Annotated in this window: 1 protein-coding gene; it reads right to left on the bottom strand. The window is 53.2% G+C overall.

All coding sequences use genetic code 11. The features are described 5' to 3' along the window. Positions 1-64 precede the first annotated feature (64 nt). Positions 65-19,429, bottom strand: a complete 19,365-nt coding sequence (locus ACMV5I_RS06135; RefSeq protein ID WP_414823888.1) for an amino acid adenylation domain-containing protein — start codon at positions 19,427-19,429, stop codon at positions 65-67. Positions 19,430-19,453: the final 24 nt, after the last annotated feature.

The raw sequence follows: 19,453 nt of genomic DNA, 5'->3' as shown, positions 1-19,453 counted from the left end.
TTAGCCCTTCACCTACAGCATGCTGGGCAGGTAATAGAACCCCTGCCCAGCGCCAAGAAAGCAATTAGCGGATGTGGCTAATCAACTCATCCTCCTTTTCTAGCAAGGTAAAGTGACTGGCTGCTATTTCAAACAGCTGTAGTTGGGCAATGTTTTCAACACCAGCATCAACGTTGTTAAACCGGTATTGTTGATACTCCTCATAACCGATCTCCTCCATCGCCTTAAACAACACGATCTGAGTATGTTTTAATACGGCAGATAGTGGCTGTATATTCAACACCTTATCGCTTACGACAACCGATTCGACATTATGTCTTAAATAATGTGGAATTTGTAACCGCTCCATCATAGAGTCCAGGTTAAAGGATGACTCATTGCGCTGATAATGATCTTCACTTAACAACCAGGTATCCAGCAGATAGACAGTGATCGCCTTAACCCCACGCGCTTCTAAATAGGCCGCGATCTCCAGTGCAATCTTCCCGCCCAACGACCAACCTAATAAGGTGACCGGTTGGCTGACATCAAGAATGCGATCGATATGCTCCAGATAATAACGCGCCAACTCATCAAGCTGCTCGATCTTCTGCTCATGATAGAAGTTATATGAATCAACCCCATAACAGCAGTAACGCTCACTCAGCCTATTGGCCAAGGATTGGTAGACCGAACAGTTCCCCATCCCAGGGTGAACCATAAACATCTGTGGTTTTTGCGTTACCGTATTAAATGGCACGATCACCTCAAATGACTTCCCTTGAGCCTGTGCAATGGCTTGCGATAACTCGCTGAGGGTGCGCGCATTGATAATATCAAGCAGACGTATTTTAACCCTCAGCACCTGGTTAATCCGGTTGTTCAGCCTCATCGCCAGGATGCTGTTGCCGCCCAGCGCAAAGAAGTTATCCTCCATGCTGATTGCCTCAAAGGAAACTTGCAGCGTATCGGCGAGTAACTCACACAGCGTTTTTTCAACCTTGTTTTCCGGTGCCACATAGGTCACGGAATGGGTTATTTGCGGTTCAGGTAACAACCTTCTGTTCAACTTACCGTTGGAGGTCACCGGCAGCGCCGTCAAATGAACAAATACGCTAGGCACCATATAATCTGGCAGGGTTTCCCGCAGATGAGCGCATAGCTTTTCGGTGGGAATTTCCTGCGCGGCAACATAATAAGCCACCAGATATTTATCGTTGCTGCCACGTTCGCTGGCGATCACCACCGCATGATTAACGTCCGGATAACTGGCCAGGCGAGTCTCGATTTCGCCCAGCTCAATACGGTAACCGCGCACTTTAACCTGGAAATCATTGCGGCCCAGATATTGGATATTACCATCGGCTAAATAGCGAACCACGTCGCCAGTTTTATACATCCGGCCATTGTAACCTCGTCGCTTCTCCTCATTGCCCTGGAATGGATTACTCAGGAAAGCCTTATCCGTCAATGGCTTATTATTCATGTAACCTCTAGCGACACCGACGCCACCAATGAATAACTCGCCAATAGCCCCCGGTGGAATGGGTTGCAGTTGTGCATTCAGCACGTAGGCGGAAGTATTGTCTATCGGCTTACCAATTAACACATCCTTGATGGAGCGTGCGTTACAGTCGTAGAACAGCACATCCACCGTCGCTTCCGTTGGGCCATAGAGATTGTGGATCTGACAATGCGGCAGTAAGCGGTGGCATTTTCTGACTTCCCCCACGTTTAACGCCTCTCCGCTGCAAAACAGGTAGTTAAGGCTGCCCAGTTTTGCCTGCAACGCACTCTGCCCTTCCAGAGTTTCAAGGAATGCCGACAGCATTGAAGGGACGAAATGGAGCGTCGTTACCTGTTGCTGTTCAATCAGTTCTGCCAGATAGACATTATCTTTATAGGCCTCCTGCGAGGCAAAAACGATACAGGCCCCGTACCAGTTAGCCCAGAACAGCTCCCACACTGAAACATCGAAGGTGTAGTTGGTCTTTTGCAAGATACGATCCTGCGCCGTGATCGGATATTGCTTGTGCATCCAGACAATACGGTTGATCACGCTGTGATGCTCTAGCATGACGCCTTTAGGATTGCCCGTGGTGCCGCTGGTATAGATGATGTAAGCCAAATCGCTAGACCGCACCGATGAAGGCTGGTTTTCGCCTGGGTAGCGGGCAATATCGGATGACGTCTCCCGATCGGCGACATCGATAACGGTTCTGCCGGTTGCCGCTAGCGCTGCGGCTTTCTCGTCGCCAGGATGTGCCGTCAAGATAATATCGATACCGGCGTTGTCCAACATGTAACTGACTCGGTCATCCGGTGCCAGCGGATCCAGTGGTACGTAAGCGCCCCCCGCCTTGAGAATGGCCAGTATCGCGACCTGCATATGCTCAGAGCGGTTTAAACACAGCGCCACCAGATCGCCGGTGCGGACAGCAAAGCGTTCTCTCAAGTAAACCGACAAGCGGTTAGCCCGTTCATTCAGCTGCCGATAGGTCAGGCTCACACCCTCAAACACCAGAGCGATATTCTCTGGAGTTCTTGCTACCTGCGCCTCGAACATCCCGTGGATCGTCATCTCCCGTGGGTAGTCGCATTCGGTGCGGTTCCCTTGGAAAATGATTTGCTCGTATTGCGCCGAATCCAGGTACTGAAGCTCCGCGAGGGAACGCCCCTGACTGCACAGCGTACCCAGTTGGCGCAGGATATGCCGATAGGTCGCAATGTAGTTCTGCATCGTTTGCCCGTTGAACAGCGCCGTCGCATAGTTGAAGACGCCACCGATCGCCTCTTCACTGTCGTCCAGCATCACGGTCAAATCGAACTTCGCTGCCCGATACGCCCCTTCTTGCGCGTCATACTGCTCAAACAGACTTTCTCCTTCCGTACGTCCCGCTGCGCCAAACGATTGGAGACTGAACATCACCTGGAATATCGGGTGCCTTGAACTGTCTTTCTCCGTTTTCAGCACTTCAACCAGTTTTTCAAAAGGCAGATCCTGATGGGTATGCGCTTCACTGACCTGCTGCCCCGTTTCGCCAATAAATTCTCTGACCGTTTGGCTGACATCTATCTGCCTTCTGAGGACCAGCGTATTGACGAACAGCCCCATGGTGTCTTCCACCCCCGGGTAATGCCTGCCCGCTATCGGCGTCCCCAGCACGATATCCTGCTGGTTACTGTAAACCCCCAGCAGCAGGTAATAGCCGCTCAGCAGTACCGTATACAGGCTGACGTTCAACGAGGCGGCCAACGCCCGCAGCTCGGCACTGGTCGCCGCATCCAGTTGGAAGGTGATATCGTCGCCGCGGTAATCCAATTGTAGTGGGCGCACATGGTCCGTCGGCAGGTTGAGCGGTTCATGGTCCGCCAGTTGCCCATGCCAGTAGGCCAGTTGCTTGTCCAGCGTGGCCCCTTGCAGGTGTTGACGCTGCCACAACGCAAATTCCCGGTACTGCACCGGCGGTGCCGGGAGTTCATTGCTGGCCTCTCCGGTGAACACGCGGTAATAGTGCAGTAACTCTTTTAACAGCAGATCCACCGACCAGCCGTCAAACGCGATGTGGTGAATAACGATGCTGAAGTAGTCTGCTCCCGCCAGCGTATAACACTGGGCCACAATCGGGCATTCCTGCGCCAGGTCAAACACCCGGTGCTGATGCTTGTGCAGCCGCGCATGCAGCGCTTGTACGCTGTCGCATGTTTCGTGCGATATGCTCAGTGAGAATGTCTCGGCTGGCAGAATATGTTGATACCCCTGCCCGTCGTCATCGCACAGGATCAGGGTGCGCAGCACTTCGTGACGGTCAACCACCTTAATCAGCGCCTGGGCCACTTTCTGCGGATCGGTTCCGGCCTGCAATTTGAGCGTAAGCGGGATGTTGTAGGCGTTGCTGCCTTCTTCATAACGGTCGATAAACCACAGACGCTCCTGGGCAAACGACAGCCGCTGTTCTTCAGGCCGGGCGATCGACGGTGCCTGGATGATCTGGCTACCCTGCGCGGTATTATCAATAAATGCCGCCAGTGCCCGGATGGTTCTCAGGCGGAACAGGTCAGAGACATGCACGCTTTTTTCTAACGCGCGGGTCAAACGGCCTACCAGCTTGATCGCCAGAATGCTGTTACCCCCCAGGCGATAGAAGTCGTCCAGCACGCTGAGGCTGTCCTGTGGGATGGCGAGCAGCTCGGCGAAGACCTCGGCCAGTTGCTGCTCGGTCGCCGTCTCTGGTGCCACTCGGTCTGCCTGCGCCTCAAACGTCGGGACCGGCAAGGCCGCGCGATCGACCTTGCCGTTGACGGTCATCGGTAGCGACAGCAGGTGAACCAGGGCCGACGGTACCATGTAGTCTGGCAGAACTTGCTGCAGATGGGCACGCAGCATCTCCTGTTCCAAGGGCTCCTGCGCGACGTAGTACGCCGTCAGATGGGTATGCCCCGCCGGGTTCGTGCTCGCCAGGACCAGCGCCTGCTGGATGGCAGGATGGTCGTTCAACCGGGCTTCGATCTCCCCCGGCTCAATGCGGAAGCCACGGATTTTAACCTGGAAGTCATTGCGGCCCAGGTATTCGATGTTACCGTCCGGCAGGTAACGGCCCCGGTCCCCGGTTTTATAAAGGCGGGCGTTTTCACCACGGCTACGCTCGGCATCACTGCGGAACGGATTGGCAATAAACGCATCCGCTGTCGCCTGCGGGTTATTCAGATAACCGCGCCCAACGCCAGCACCACCGATATACAACTCACCAATCGCACCTTGTGGGACGGGGCGCAGGTGGCGATCCAGCAGATAAACACAAACGTTGTTGATCGCCTTGCCGATATTGGTATTGGCATCGCCAGGTTGATAGATCCGCGCCGTCGCCCACACGGTGGTTTCGCTAGGCCCGTAACCGTTGATCAACCGGACTCCGGCCTCACAGTAGCGGTCAATCATCGCCGCATCGAGACACTCCCCACCAACAACCAGCGTAGACAGCTCCAGGAGTTCATTTTGTGCCAGTAACGCCGGAGGAATAAAGGCGAACTCGATGGCGTGATCCCTGATATAGGCAGAGAGCGCGATAAAGTCGAGACGTTGCTGTTCTGCCAGAATATGCAGGCAATGGCCATTCAACAAGGCACAGAAGACATCCAGCGCATGGGCATCGAAAACATATTCCGAATACCACAGCGTGTTTAGCCTGGCAGCCTGCTCATGGCCCGTAGGCATACCTAGCAGGTCTGACTGCCCTTGCGCCAGGTTGATTAACGAGTGATGTTCAATCATCACCCCTTTTGGCCGGCCAGTGGTGCCGCTGGTATAGATGATATACGCCAAATCGTCTGGCTGCGTGCGTGACGGTACGTTGCTGTCATCGAGCTGCGCCAGCCTGTTGGCCAGTTGCGGGTTATCAATATCCAGCAGAGGGAAACCACAGCCAGCGATGCGTGCACCATAATGCTGCTGCGTCAGGATCAGCACCGGTTTAACGTCGTCGACCAGCAGACTCAAGCGCTCCAACGGTGCCTGAGGGCTAATCGGGACATAGGCCGCCCCGGCCTTGAGCACGGCCAGCATGGCAATGACCATATGGGTCGACTTATCAAAATAGAGGGCAATCGCGCTGTCAGGCTGTATCGCAAAGTTCGCCTGCAGATAAGCCGCCAACTGGTTCACCCGCTGATTTAACTCGCAATACGTCAAACGCGTATCCTGATATACCAATGCCAAAGCATCAAGCGTTCTGGCTGCCTGCTCTTCAAACATCTGACCGACCAGTTTATTTCGCTCCACGGCAACCTGAACCCGCGGCTGGTTTGCTACCAGCTGCGTATAGTCGTCCTGCGTCAGCAGCGATAACGCCTGGGGACCCATGGCCGGGTCCGCGATCAACTGCTGTACGGTGAGCCGTATTCCTTGCAGCACGCCTTCAATGGCCGAACGGCTGAACAGCTCGCCCGCATAGTTGATCTTGAACTCAATCCGTCCATCCTGTTCATACACCATGATGCCCAGCGGGTAATCCAGTTTTTCATCACTGTCCTCAAACTCGAGTTTGAACAGGCTCTCGCCGTTATCGGCAGGCACCGGATAGTTTTCAAACACGAAGAGCGAATTGAACAGACGTACCCCCGCCTTTTGCAGTGTGATCAGGCTGATATTGCTGTAGCTATTGATGTCATTAATATGGGCCTGCAGACGTTTGACATTCTCGATGATCGCCTCATCGGTGTGTGCCAGAACGACAGGCAACGTATTGATGTATAGACCAACAGAGCGTTCAATCTCCTCCACCGGCAGGTTACGGCCAGACACCGTCATGCCCACAATCGTCACGTCCGCATGGCTATAAAGACTGAGCTGTTGGTGCCAGCAATACTGCATCAGCGCATTCAACGTCACGCCATGCTGCCGTGAGAGCGCCTTCAGCCCGTGGTAAAGCTCACCAGCCAATGCGGTCGATACCGTCTGGGGATCTTGCAGGTGTTTATATTCACTTAAATTGACGTGTTTCATCTCCGGCTTTAGCAGGCCGGTGAGATTCTCTTGCACCTCTAAGCCACCCAGATAGTTTTGCCAGAACTGCTCGGTTTCCTGGCTAACCGTCTGTAGCAATGCCTGTGCCTCCAGATAGCTTTGATCTGCGGCTTGCTCCGGCGCGCTTCCCTGTTGCAGGGCCAGATAATTTTGGTGCACGTCATTGAGCAAGATCGGCAGGCTCCAGCCGTCCAGAATGGCGTGATGGTTATTAAATAGACAAATATAGTGATCGTCCTCGCACTTAACGATATACAGCCGGAATAACCCGCTAGCAGACAAATCGAAATGGGTCTGCTGATCCTGCTTGACGAGTTCAGCCACGGTGCTTGCTCGTGCACGTTCGTCCTGCTCACTGATATCGATAAACTGCCAACCAAAGGTGCCTTGCTTATCGACAATCTGCACAAACTCTTCCTGCCAGGAGAATCTTAGCCGCAGCGCCGGATATTTCGCCTGGCTGCATTGCCACGCCCGTTTTAACAGCTCGACATCCAACGCATTGCGATAGTGCCAGACCATTTGCGTACGGTAGGCGTTGTCGATATCACCTTGCAGGACGTAATGATAAATAAATCCTTGTTGCAGGCTGTTAGCCGGATAAATCGCCGCCACCTCTTCATCCTGCTGGAGGCGCGCTAACAATTCACCGGAGACCACACCCTTAACATCAGACTCGGTGAGATAAGAGCGAGTTGACCGCTTAAGCTCGTCGATCAACTGGATTAACCGCTGGCGATAAGTCGTGGCAAACAGTTCGAGCTGTTCCAGGCTGAGATCCCCTTCGACCAGGAATTGTAATTGGCCATTGAGCACACCGCCGTTCAGCGCTAAGAAGTCCGTTGTGCGGTTATTCGCTGATAATGCCAACCCCGTAGATTCCTGAACAAACGCCCACTCGCCATCTCGTTCATCGCCATCGAACTGGCCAAGGTAGTTGAAGGTCACGGCGGGCAATGCCTGCGCATCATAGCCAACCAGCACGCCATACCCTAAGCCATGGTGAGGAGGGGTTCGTAGCCTGTCTTTAATCAGCGGTAAATTGCGTACAAGGTCACGCTGCTCAATACGCAGATTGACCGGATACATGCAGGTAAACCAACCGACGGTATTGTTGATATCCACATCGTCAAACATCGCCTCTCGGCCATGCCCTTCCAGCAGGACATACTGGCTGTCACCGCCAACCACCTGCGACAGCGCATCCGCCAGTACGGTCAGCAGAATATCGTTCACCTCGGTGTGATAAACATGATGAAGGTCTCGCAACAGACAACCGGTTTGCTCTGGCGACAGGCTTATCATCGTACGATTGAGCGTCCCCACGCGATGGGTGTCCAAACGCTGGTGCCAGGCGTCTAAATCCGTGGTCAGGTTCTCCCAGTAATGCCTCTCATCCCTATGGCTGTTCACGGCAACGGCTGGGTAGTTTTGCAGTGAGTTGACCCATTGGCGGTAACTCGTGCCTTTCTGGCCCAGGATAGTTTGCGCATCAACCGTCACATCCAGGTTATCGCCTTGTGCAGCAAAGAACTGGTAAAGCGTGCGTAAGTCTTGGTTAATAATCCGCCAGCTGACCGCATCAATATTGAGATGGTGTACCGCCACATGGATACGCGCAGTCTCGTCAGCGTAGCCCGCAATATAACCGATATGGAACAGTGGCCCTTCTGCCAGGCAAAAACGGTTCTGCCAGGCCGTCAACTGCGCATCGAGCTGAACGGCTGTGAAATCCTGTTGGTTGATCGCATCAAATGGCAACGTCGCTATCGTTTGACGGTAGTGGCCGGCAGCGGCATCTTTCGGGTAAACGGCCCGCAAAATATCATGGTATTCAACCAGTTTCGCCACGCTCAAACGCAGTAGCTCAACGTTTAACGTGGGCACTTTAACCATAAATGCCTGGTTCCAATGCCCAGCATCAGGCAATTTCCCCGACTCTACGGCCTGGAAGAACCAGCGCTGGATCGGCGCCAAGGGTAGCTCATCCGCCAGCATACCTGCCTCTGACTGGATAACCGGCAAATTGTCACCCTGACGTTGCAGCAGGTAAGTGCTCAATGCTTTGGCCGTTCTGTGGGCAAAGATGTCCTTCACCGTGAGATGGTGGCCAGATAACTTTTTGAGTTTGTTCGCCAGTTGGATACTGCTGATACTGTCCCCGCCTAAACGGAAGAAGTCATCGGTGACCCCCACCGCATAATCCTTAAGCTGTAATACCTCCGCAAATACGCGGCAGATCAGCATTTCACTCTCGTTGGCTGGGGCCACGTAGTTCACCTCATCCGTTAATATCGGCAGAGGTAAGGCTTTGCGATCCAACTTATTGTTCATGTTCATCGGCAATGCCGTTAAATGAACAAACGCCGTGGGGATCATGTAGGCAGGTAAACGCTGTTGCAGATGCTCAGACAACACATCTGCTGGCAATGCGTCTGGTGCAACATAATAGGCTACCAGGTACTTTTGCCCCGAGTCATGCTCCAGCGCCAGGACCACTACCTGTTCAATATGTGGGTATTCGGCCAGACAGTTTTCGATTTCGGCCAATTCGATCCTGAAGCCACGGATCTTCACCTGGGCATCATTACGCCCAATATAGTCAATCTTTCCGTCGTTCAGGTAACGGACTAAATCGCCCGTTTTATACAGCCGATCGTGACGTCCTCGCGCTTTATCTTCATCACTTTGCAATGGATTGACGATAAACGCCTGATGAGTCGCCTCTGGGTTATTTAAATAGCCACGGCCTACACAGTCACCACTGATATAGAGTTCACCCACGGCACCCGCAGGGAGCGGCCGTAGACAACTGTCCAGAATATAAGCGTCAGCATTGCCTATCGGCCGGCCAATGATGGTGTTGCTATCGCCCGTTTGGTAAACGTTCCTGGTGACAAAGACCGTGGTTTCCGTTGGGCCATAGCAGTTAACTATTTTTACCCCCTGAGCGCTATAGCGCTCTATCACGCTGCTACTAGCCACCTCCCCTCCCAGGATTAGCGTGGAAAGCTCCAGTGTTTCATTGTTATTGAGCAGCGCAGGAGGCACAAAGCCGATATCAATGGCATGTTGTTTTATGTAGGCAGCCAGCGCAGCGAAATTCAAACGTATCTCTTTAGACAAGACATGTAAGCAATGGCCGGTCAGCAACGGGCTGAACACATCCAGGACATGCGCGTCAAAGGTGTAATTTGAATAGAAGAGGTAACTTTTTGTCGGCTCTCCGGCCTGGCAGATCTCAGTGCCAAAGATACTCCGCTGCGCCTCCACAAGATTGGCGACAGAATGATGCTCAATCATCACCCCTTTAGGGGTGCCCGTCGTCCCGCTGGTATAGATGACATAAATCAGATTGTCAGGTCTGCTTTGGGTTGCCACATTAACCACCGGGTGGCTGGCAGCCTGCGCAATCAACTCAGGATCGTCCACGCACAGCAGCGCCGTCTGCTGTGGATTAATCAGTTTGGCCAGCGCCTCTTGCGTGCCCAACTCCGTCAGAATGACGCGGGAATGAATATTTTCTATCGTCCAGAGCATTCTCTCCGCAGGCATATCGGGGCTAAGCGGTACATAGGCGGCTCCGGCTTTCAATACCGCCAGGATACTCACGATCATGCGCTCCGATCTTTCCAGGCAAAGCCCGATCAGATCGTCCGGTTGTAAAACAAACTGCGCTCTCAAGTAAGCCGCCAACCGGTTGGCACGTTCATTCAACTGCCGATAGGTCAGGCTCACGCCCTCAAACACCAGTGCGATATTCTCTGGGGTCCTTGCTACCTGCGCCTCGAACATTTCGTGGATCGTCATCTCCCGCGGGTAGTCGCATTCGGTGCGGTTCCCCTGGCAGATGATTTGCTCGTATTGCGCCGTATCCAGGTACTGAAGTTCCGCAAGGGAACGCCCCTGACTGCACAGCGTACCCAGTTGGCTCAGGATATGCTGGTAGGTGGCGATGTAGTTCTGCATCGTTTGCCCGTTGAACAGGGCCGTCGCATAGTTGAAGACGCCACCGATCGCCTCTTCACTGTCGTCCAGCATCACGGTCAAATCGAACTTCGCCGCCCGATACGCTCCTTCTTGCGCGTCATACTGCTCAAACAGGCTTTCTCCTTCGGTACGTCCTGTGGCGCCAAACGATTGGAGACTGAACATCACCTGGAATATCGGGTGCCTTGAACTGTCTTTCTCCGTTTTCAGCACTTCCACCAGCTTTTCGAAAGGCAGATCCTGGTGGGTATGCGCTTCACTGACCTGCAGCCCCGTTTCGTCAATAAATGCTCTGACCGTTTGGCTGACGTCTATCTGCCTTCTCAGGACCAGCGTATTGACAAACAGGCCCATGGTGTCTTCCACCCCCGGGTAATGCCTGCCCGCTATCGGCGTCCCCAACACGATATCCTGCTGGTTACTGTAAACCCCCAGCAGCAGGTAATAGCCGCTCAGCAATACCGTATACAGGCTGACGTTCAACGAGGCGGCCAACGCCCGCAGCTCGGCACTGGTCGAAGCATCCAACTGGAAGGTGATATCGTCGCCGCGGTAATCCAATTGCAGTGGGCGCACATGGTCCGTCGGCAGGTTGAGCGGTTCATGATCCGCCAGTTGCCCGTGCCAGTAGGCCAGTTGCTTGTCCAGCGTGGCCCCTTGCAGGTGTTGGCGCTGCCACAGCGCAAATTCCCGGTACTGCACCGGCGGTGCCGGGAGTTCATTGCTGGCCTCTCCGGTGAACACGCGGTAATAGTGCAGCAACTCTTTTAGCAGCAGATCCACCGACCAGCCGTCAAACGCGATGTGGTGAATAACGATGCTGAAGTAGTCTGCTCCCGCCAGCGTATAACTGCTGGCTGCAATTGGGCACTCCTGCGCCAGATCAAACACCCGGTGCTGATGCTCGTGCAGCCGCGCATGCAGCGCTTGCACGCTGTCGCATGTTTCGTGCGGTACGGTCAGTGAGAAGGTCTCTGCTGGCAGAATATGTTGATACCCCTGCCCGTCGTCGTCACACAGGATCAGGGTGCGCAGCGCTTCATGACGCGCGATCACCTTCATCAGGGCCAGGGCCACTTTCTGCGGATCGGTACCGGCCTGCAGCTTGAGCGTAAGTGGGACGTTGTAGGCATTGCTGCCTTCTTCATAACGGTCGATAAACCACAGGCGATCCTGGGCAAACGACAGCCGCTGCTCCTCAGGCCGGGCGATCGACGGTGCCTGGATGACCTGGCAGCCCTGCGCTTCGCCGTCAATAAATGCCGCCAGTGCCCGGATGGATCTCAGGCGGAACAGGTCAGAGACGTGCACGCTTTTTTCTAACGCGCGGGTCAAACGGCCCACCAGCTTGATCGCCAGGATACTGTTGCCCCCCAGGCGATAGAAATCGTCCAGCACGCTGAGGCTGTCCTGCGGGATGGCGAGCAGTTCGGCGAAGATCTCGGCCAGTTGCTGCTCGGTCGCCGTCTCTGGTGCCACCCGGTCTGCCTGCGCCTCAAACGTCGGGACCGGCAAGGCCGCGCGATCGACCTTGCCGTTGACGGTCATCGGTAGCGATAGCAGGTGAACCAGGGCAGACGGTACCATGTAGTCCGGCAGAACCTGTTGCAGATGGGCGCGCAGCATCTCCTGTTCCAAAGGGCCCTGCGCGACGTAGTACGCCGTCAGATGGGTATGCCCCGCCGGGTTAGTGCTCGCCAGGACCAGTGCCTGCTGGATGGCAGGATGGTCGATCAGCCGAGCTTCGATTTCCCCCAGCTCAATACGGAAGCCACGGATTTTAACCTGGAAGTCATTGCGGCCCAGGTATTCGATGTTACCGTCCGGCAGATAACGGCCTTGATCCCCGGTTTTATAAAGGCGGGCGTTTTCACCACGGCTGCGTTCGGCGTCACTGCGGAACGGATTGGCAATAAACGCGTCCGCTGTCGCCTGCGGATTATTCAGATAGCCGCGCCCAACGCCAGCGCCACCGATATACAGCTCACCGATCGCCCCCTGTGGGACGGGGCGCAGCTGTTCGTCGAGTATATACAGCTGGGTATTACTGATTGGCTGACCGATAGGAACAGTGTAATCAAACGCCTGCGTCGCCGTGTTGGTCAAATAGGCCGTAGCGTAGGTTGTCGTTTCCGTCGGCCCGTAAACATGCACCAACTTGACCTGAGGATAAAGCGTTCTGAAACGATTAACATGGTTAACGGACACCTGCTCACCGCCGAACAGCAGGTAGTTCAACTGCTGCAAACCAGGCAGTTCAGCATCCACCAGCGTATTAAAGAAGGCGGTCGTGGCAAAGAAATTGCTGATCTGACGATCGACAATCAGCTGAGAGAGACGGTCTAAGTCGAGGATATTTGGTTTGTCGGCAATCACCAACGCGGCGCCATTTAACAACGCCCCAAAGATGTCATAAATGGAGGCATCAAACTGATAGCCTGAAATACCAAGAATGCGATCCTGTTCACCGATCTCAACATAGTTGGGATTAATCACCAGCCGGTTCACACAGCGTTGCTCTATCAGCGTCCCTTTAGGGTATCCCGTCGTGCCACTGGTATAAATGACATACGCCAGATCTTCGGGGCCGGTATTGCTGCATGGGTTATCTGTTGCACAGCGCGCCAAACGCGCGGTGGTATCTGGTGCGTCAAGAGGGATAAGCATGGCTCCGGGTGCCATCAGGTCTACCCTTTGCAAAGCCTGCCGTTGGCAAAGCACCGCTTTTACCTTGGCATCCGCGATAATATAGCCATTGCGCTCATCGGGGGAATCCGGATCCATCGGCACATAGGCCGCGCCCGCTTTCAGTATGGCCAGAATAGCAATGACCAACTGCTCACTGCGCTCAAGATAGAGACCCACGAGATCGTTGGCGCGCAGCTGGCAACATTGCTGCAAATAATGCGCTAGCTGGTTCGCCTGTTGATTTAACTGTGCGTACGTTAACACCACGTCGTTAAATTCTACGGCGACGCTGTCTGGTGAGGCGGCCACGCGAGCTTCAAACAGCGCGGCGAGGGTTTTATCCTGCTCGTAGGGCCTGCGGGTATCATTCCACTGGTGGATCATCGTTTGATACTGCGCCGCCTGTAGATAAGGCAACTCGGTTTGAGACTGAGAGGCACCCTGAACAATATTTTCTACCAACGTCCTCATCGTGTTCAGCAGTTGCTCGATCAGCACGTCGTCAAACAGTTCACCGGCATAATGCAGGCTCAGCGCCAGCTGCTGTTGTTCCAGCACGGTCACCACCAACGGATAATCTTGTTTCTCGTTAGCACTGGCGAAACGTAGCCGTAAATCGCTATCGATATCCCCACTGGGCATCGGGTAGTTTTCATAGACAAACAAAGAGTTAAACAGGCGTTTTCCTGCCGGTTGTAGCTGAGCCAGATTGACATGGCTGCGGGTATTTGCCTCGTTGATCGCGTCCTGCAGGTTTTGAATAGCCGTGAGGACCGACACAGAAGCCTGATGATCGACGATCAGCGGCAGTGTGTTGATCAATAATCCTACCGTTTGATCAATACCATCCACGGGCAGGTTGCGGCCTGAAACCACCGTACCAACGATGCTGGCCGTATTGCCAGAATAAATACTGAGCACTTTGTGCCAGCAATATTGCAATAGCGCATTAAGGGTTATCGCGTTCTCGGCGCTGAACGATTTCAACTGTTGGTAACACGGCTCATCAAACATCAGTTGCTGTGTTTTCGACGTTTTAATGTGCTTATATTCATTTAACTGAACGTGCTTCGCCTGCCCGCACAGCAAGATATTTAAATCTTCGGGTTCATCCTGTGCTGCCAGATAGTCCCGCCAGTACGGTAAATGCTCGCTTTTGTGCGACTGTATATAGCGCTGAACCTGGTGGAAACCGAGGTCACATGCCTGTGGCAATGTGTCACCACGCAACAACGCCAGATAGAATTTATGCACCGCTTCAATCAGCAGCGGGTTACTCCAGCCATCCATGATGGCGTGGTGGCAACTGAAAATGCAGCGGTAACGTTCATCCGCATTTTTGACCACATAGACACGGAAGATCCCGCTGATCGACAAGTCATAAGGCCTTGCTCGATCCTGGGCAGATAAATCAGAGAAGAAGGCTTGTTGTTGGTGCTCGCTTTTTCCGCTGAGATCAAAGAAATGCCAGTTCAGTGCGGCATGGGCATCGACAATCTGCACCAACTCTTCATCCCAATCAAACCGCAGACGGAGCGTTGGATAATGCTGTTGCGCCTGCAACCACGCCTGCTTCAGACAGGCGATATCCAGCGTATTGTCATAGTCCCAGAACATCTGGGTATGGTAGGCATCGTCGACTTCACCCTGCGATAACGCATGGTAAATAAAGCCTTCCTGCAAACTATTGGCCAGATAAACCGACTCCAGCTCAGTATCACGCTGCAGAGCGTCAAGGGTTGCTTGAGGTATTACCCCGTCAATATCTCGCGCGGTCAGATAGGTGCGGCTTTCCGCCAGCAAGCGCTCAATAACGCCTGCAATCGCCCCCTGGTAACGGCTCGCCAGGTGTTGCAATACGTCATCCGTCAGGTAACCGGAGAGGCGTATTCTCAGTTCCCCGCCAACGACACCACAGTTGACGCTGAGCAGATGCGCTTCGCCATTCTCATGCGCAACGGTTTGCCCGCTGTTTGTCGGGCTGAAGCACCATCCCTCCTGCTGAACCTCATCAAAGCGCCCTAAATAGTTAAAGCTAACCGGTGGCAGTTGGTCGGCGTCGTACCCCATCAGCGGCGCAAATCCAACGCCCCGGCGCGGGATCCCACCAACGGTCTCTTTGACGGTCACGATCCGTTGACGCCAGTCCCCCTCGCTGCTCAAGCGGACCGGGTACATAGTGGTCAACCAACCTACCGTACGGTTGATATCGACGCTGATATCGAGCGCTTCTCGGCCATGGCCTTCTAGCGTCAGGTACTGGGTATGCAGCCCGGTAAACTCATTGAGGATCTCAACGAAGCTGGCTAACAGAAGATCGTTAACCTGGGTATTGAACACATGATGTACCCCACCCAACAGATGCTGCGTTGAGGTTTTGTTTAACGATAACTCGCGTTGGCTCAACGATGGCGAGGTGAAAAGCGGCGCTATCCGTTGGCGATAGTCACCCAGGCCGCCAATAACAGTACGCCAATAAAGCGTTTCCTCATTGGCTCCCTGATGGTTGGCATAATCCTGTACCTGGGCAGCCCACTGACGATAACTGGTGGGTTTATCACCTAAAATCTCAACGGGATCGCTAATGCCCGCCGCGTTTGCTTCCAGCGCGCGATAAATCCTTTCCAGATCCTGTTTGATGATATGCCAACTTACCGCATCCATAATCAGGTGATGGAAAGCAAAATGTAGCTTGGCCCGCGGCGCATTTTCGCTTGTTATATAGCCAATATGGCACAGCTTGCCGCCAAAGATATCAAACTCACTTTGCCACCGATCAAAGAGCGCGATTTGTTGCTCGGCACCCACGGGTTCATCAATAACCGACAGCGGTATTTCGCCGACGTCTGATTGGTAGTGCTGGCTGTAACCCCCGTTACCGTCACGCGTAAAGACCAGTCTCAGGGCATCATGATAGGCAAATAACAGCGCCAGGCTCTTGTTGAGTATGCCAATATCCAACGGGGGAACATCCAGCACAAAGGATTGGTTCCAGTGCTGATAAGCGGCAAAAGTCCCCTGATCGACACGATCGAAGAACCACTGCTGGATCGGCAGCAACTGTGCAGGGCCGCTCAACATCCCCGACTCGGAGAGATGTTTGATGTGATGTTCATCGCTATCCAGCACGATATTCCGCGCCAGTAAACGAACGGTTTTGCAGTCGAAAATATCTTTGACGCTGGCCGTCCCCTTTAGCCTTTGACGGATCATTCTCACCATCTGAATGGCGCTGATACTGTCGCCGCCCAGCTTAAAGAAATCGTCATTAACACCGACCTGACCCGGCGCCTGGCCTAATATCTCACCATAGATCTGGCATAGTGCCCTTTCCATCTCATCGGCAGGTGCGACATAGTCATCCTGCCCGCTCAGATCGGGCAGCGGTAATGCCTTACGGTTTAATTTACCGTTAACCGTCATCGGGAACGCCGTTAAGTGAACATAGGCCAGCGGGATCATATAGTCAGGCAAAGCATCCGCCAGGTGCCCAATGATCTGCTCTTTGTCCAAAGCAACTTCCGCAACATAGTAGGCAACTAACGACAGCGCTCCCGTCGGGAGCTTATGTGCAATGACCGCCGATTGGATAATCTGCGGAATTTGCACCAGCTGCATTTCAATTTCGCTTAATTCAATTCTGAAACCGCGGATCTTCAGCTGGGAGTCTCGCCTGCCGACATACTCAATGTGACCGTCGGCCAAGCGGCGGACAACATCGCCGGTTTTATACAGCCGTGCCGCTTCATTACGCTGCTTTTGCTCGTCGCTCTGGAAGGGGTTGGCGATAAAGGCGCGCTCGGTCTGCTGCGGATCATTCAGATAACCCCGGGCCAGACCAACGCCACTGATATAAAGCTCGCCGATCACACCGACAGGGACAGGTGCCAGGTGCTCATCTAAAACATGTACATCAAGATTCAGCAGCGGCAGGCCGATATTGAGGTTGCTATCGCCATTTTCGTAATAGTGCAACGTCGCACAGACGCTGCTTTCCGTCGGGCCATAGGCATTGATGACCGTGGTTCCCTGCGCACGATAACGTTGCATAATCTCACGATTACAAGGTTCACCGGCAACCACCAGAGTAGAGAGCGCTAACAGGGAGTTTTTATCCAATAACGCCGGGGGAATGGTGGCAATATCAATGCTGGCATCGGCAATATATGCCGCTAACGCGTCAAAATCCTTGCGCTTATCTTCCGGCAAAATATGTATCACATGGCCATTGGCAATCGCCGTAAAGAGCTCAGAGACATGGGCATCAAAAACATAGGCGGCATACCAAAGACATTGCTTTACCGACGCCTCGCCAGGTGCCAGGCCAAACGCTTCGCCCTGAACCCGCGCCAGATTGATTAAGCCCGCGTGTTCAATCATGACGCCTTTTGGCTTACCTGTCGTGCCGCTGGTATAAATAATATAGGCTAACTGCTGCAAACTTATGGCGATATCAAGGTTCTCTGACTGCTGCTGAGCAACCAGATCGCGCTGGAACTGCGGGTTATCAACGGCAATAATCGGCACCTGCGGCAGCTCTGCAATCTCATTCAAATAGCTCACGCTGGCGCTATCGCCCAAGATGGCTTTCGCTTGCGTGTCCTGCAGAATAAAACTTAACCTGTTCCCGGCCTCGCCAGGGTTAAGCGGAACATAGGCGGCCCCAGTTTTGAGTATGGCAAGAATACATACGGGCATTGCTGCCGACTTTTCAAGGCACAGGGCGACGAAATCGCCACTCTTAATCCGCAGTTCACACCTTAGGTAATCAGCCAGACGGTTGGCCTGCTGATTAAGCTGTTGATAGGAAAGTGTTTGATTGCCACAAACAACGGCGTTGCGGGCTGGGTAAGTCGCGGCCATACGCTCAAACTGTTCGACAATCGAATGTTGAGGGACTTTAGCGCCAGCGCATACATGCTGGGTGTGGTGTGGCAGTTGCGCAATCAGCGTGATGGAATTTATTGGCGTGTCTACTTCACCCGCAAGCAGCTTATCGAGCGTATTAATAAACAGATCTTTATAGAGCTCAATAAAATTCTCAACCAATGCGGCATCAAGGACGTTGCTATCAAACCGGACGCGATAGTTGATACCACTCGCTAACACCTCCTGTTCAAACAGCAGCTCATTCACCAGGTCGATATGAAAGTCGTGATTGGCCGACTCATCCACGACGCCGCTAAAATGGGTCTGATGATCGCGCAGGAAAGTCTGGGCAAAAGCGACATCCAGTACGCCGGTAGCCTCGCCACAAGCCAGGATCTCATGGACAGGTAAATATTTGGCTTTTGTCTGTTTTAATGATTTGTAATAACGATGAACACTGGCAATAACGCTACGGATCGTCGCATCATCCGCAAAGCGATAATCGATGGCCAAGGTATTGATATGCGCGCCATACAACAGCTCCTTACCTTCAGAGATCGCCACCGGGTAAGCGAGCGCAACGGCTTTTTGCCCTGACATTTTGTGTAACAGCAGGGCCATGACCATTTGCCCGAACAAGTAAGTGGTCAACTTATACTTACGCAGTAACAGCTTTACGCGTCGGCTGATATCTTCATCAAAACCAAACAGTAACTCGCCGATCTGACGCCGGGTTGCAGCGGTTGTAAGCTGGCGGCCCGTTTGTAAAAAGCGTAAATCAACGCCTTCAAGATCGCCCAGACGCTCGCGCCAAAACTCACGCATTTGTTCGCCTTTTTCTTGCAGAAGCGTGGCGAAATTATGGCAAAGCTGCTGGTGCGTAACCCCCTGTTCCTGCAGCGATGGCACCTGATAGTCGATGCCATTGTAGCGTTTACGCCATTTGTCCCAGATCTCTTCGGTACTGATGCCATCGACAACAATATGGTGAAAAATAAACAATGTACGGTATCGCTCTGCCCCAAGAGAAATCAAATGTATCCGTACCAGTGGACCATTTCTTAAGTCAAAGGGGGCAGAAACTAACGCATAAATTTCTTCATCGGTTAACGGGGTGTCGTGATAGGTGACTAAATTGAAAACGGGCTCTCTCGGTACCCAAAAGGCGCCATCAGGTCCATCATCAACGTTATGACGGGTAATAAAATGCTCGTTAAGCATTTGTTCAAAACTATCGTTGTACTTTTTTTTGTCTATTTCGCCAACAATAGTATTGTCGATCACAATATTGTAATCACTGCGATCGGGGTCTTGTAGCCACTCATAATAAAAAATTGTCTGGTAGGGGGTGAGCGTTATTTTTTCCATATTATTCGCCATAATTATTTTACTCCTTGAGATATT

It is taken from the genome of Serratia sp. T13T92 (assembly GCF_047530105.1).
GTDB lineage: Bacteria > Pseudomonadota > Gammaproteobacteria > Enterobacterales > Enterobacteriaceae > Chania > Chania fonticola.
Note: the sequence above shows the minus strand (reverse complement) of the source record. Positions and strands in the feature narration are given on the sequence as shown.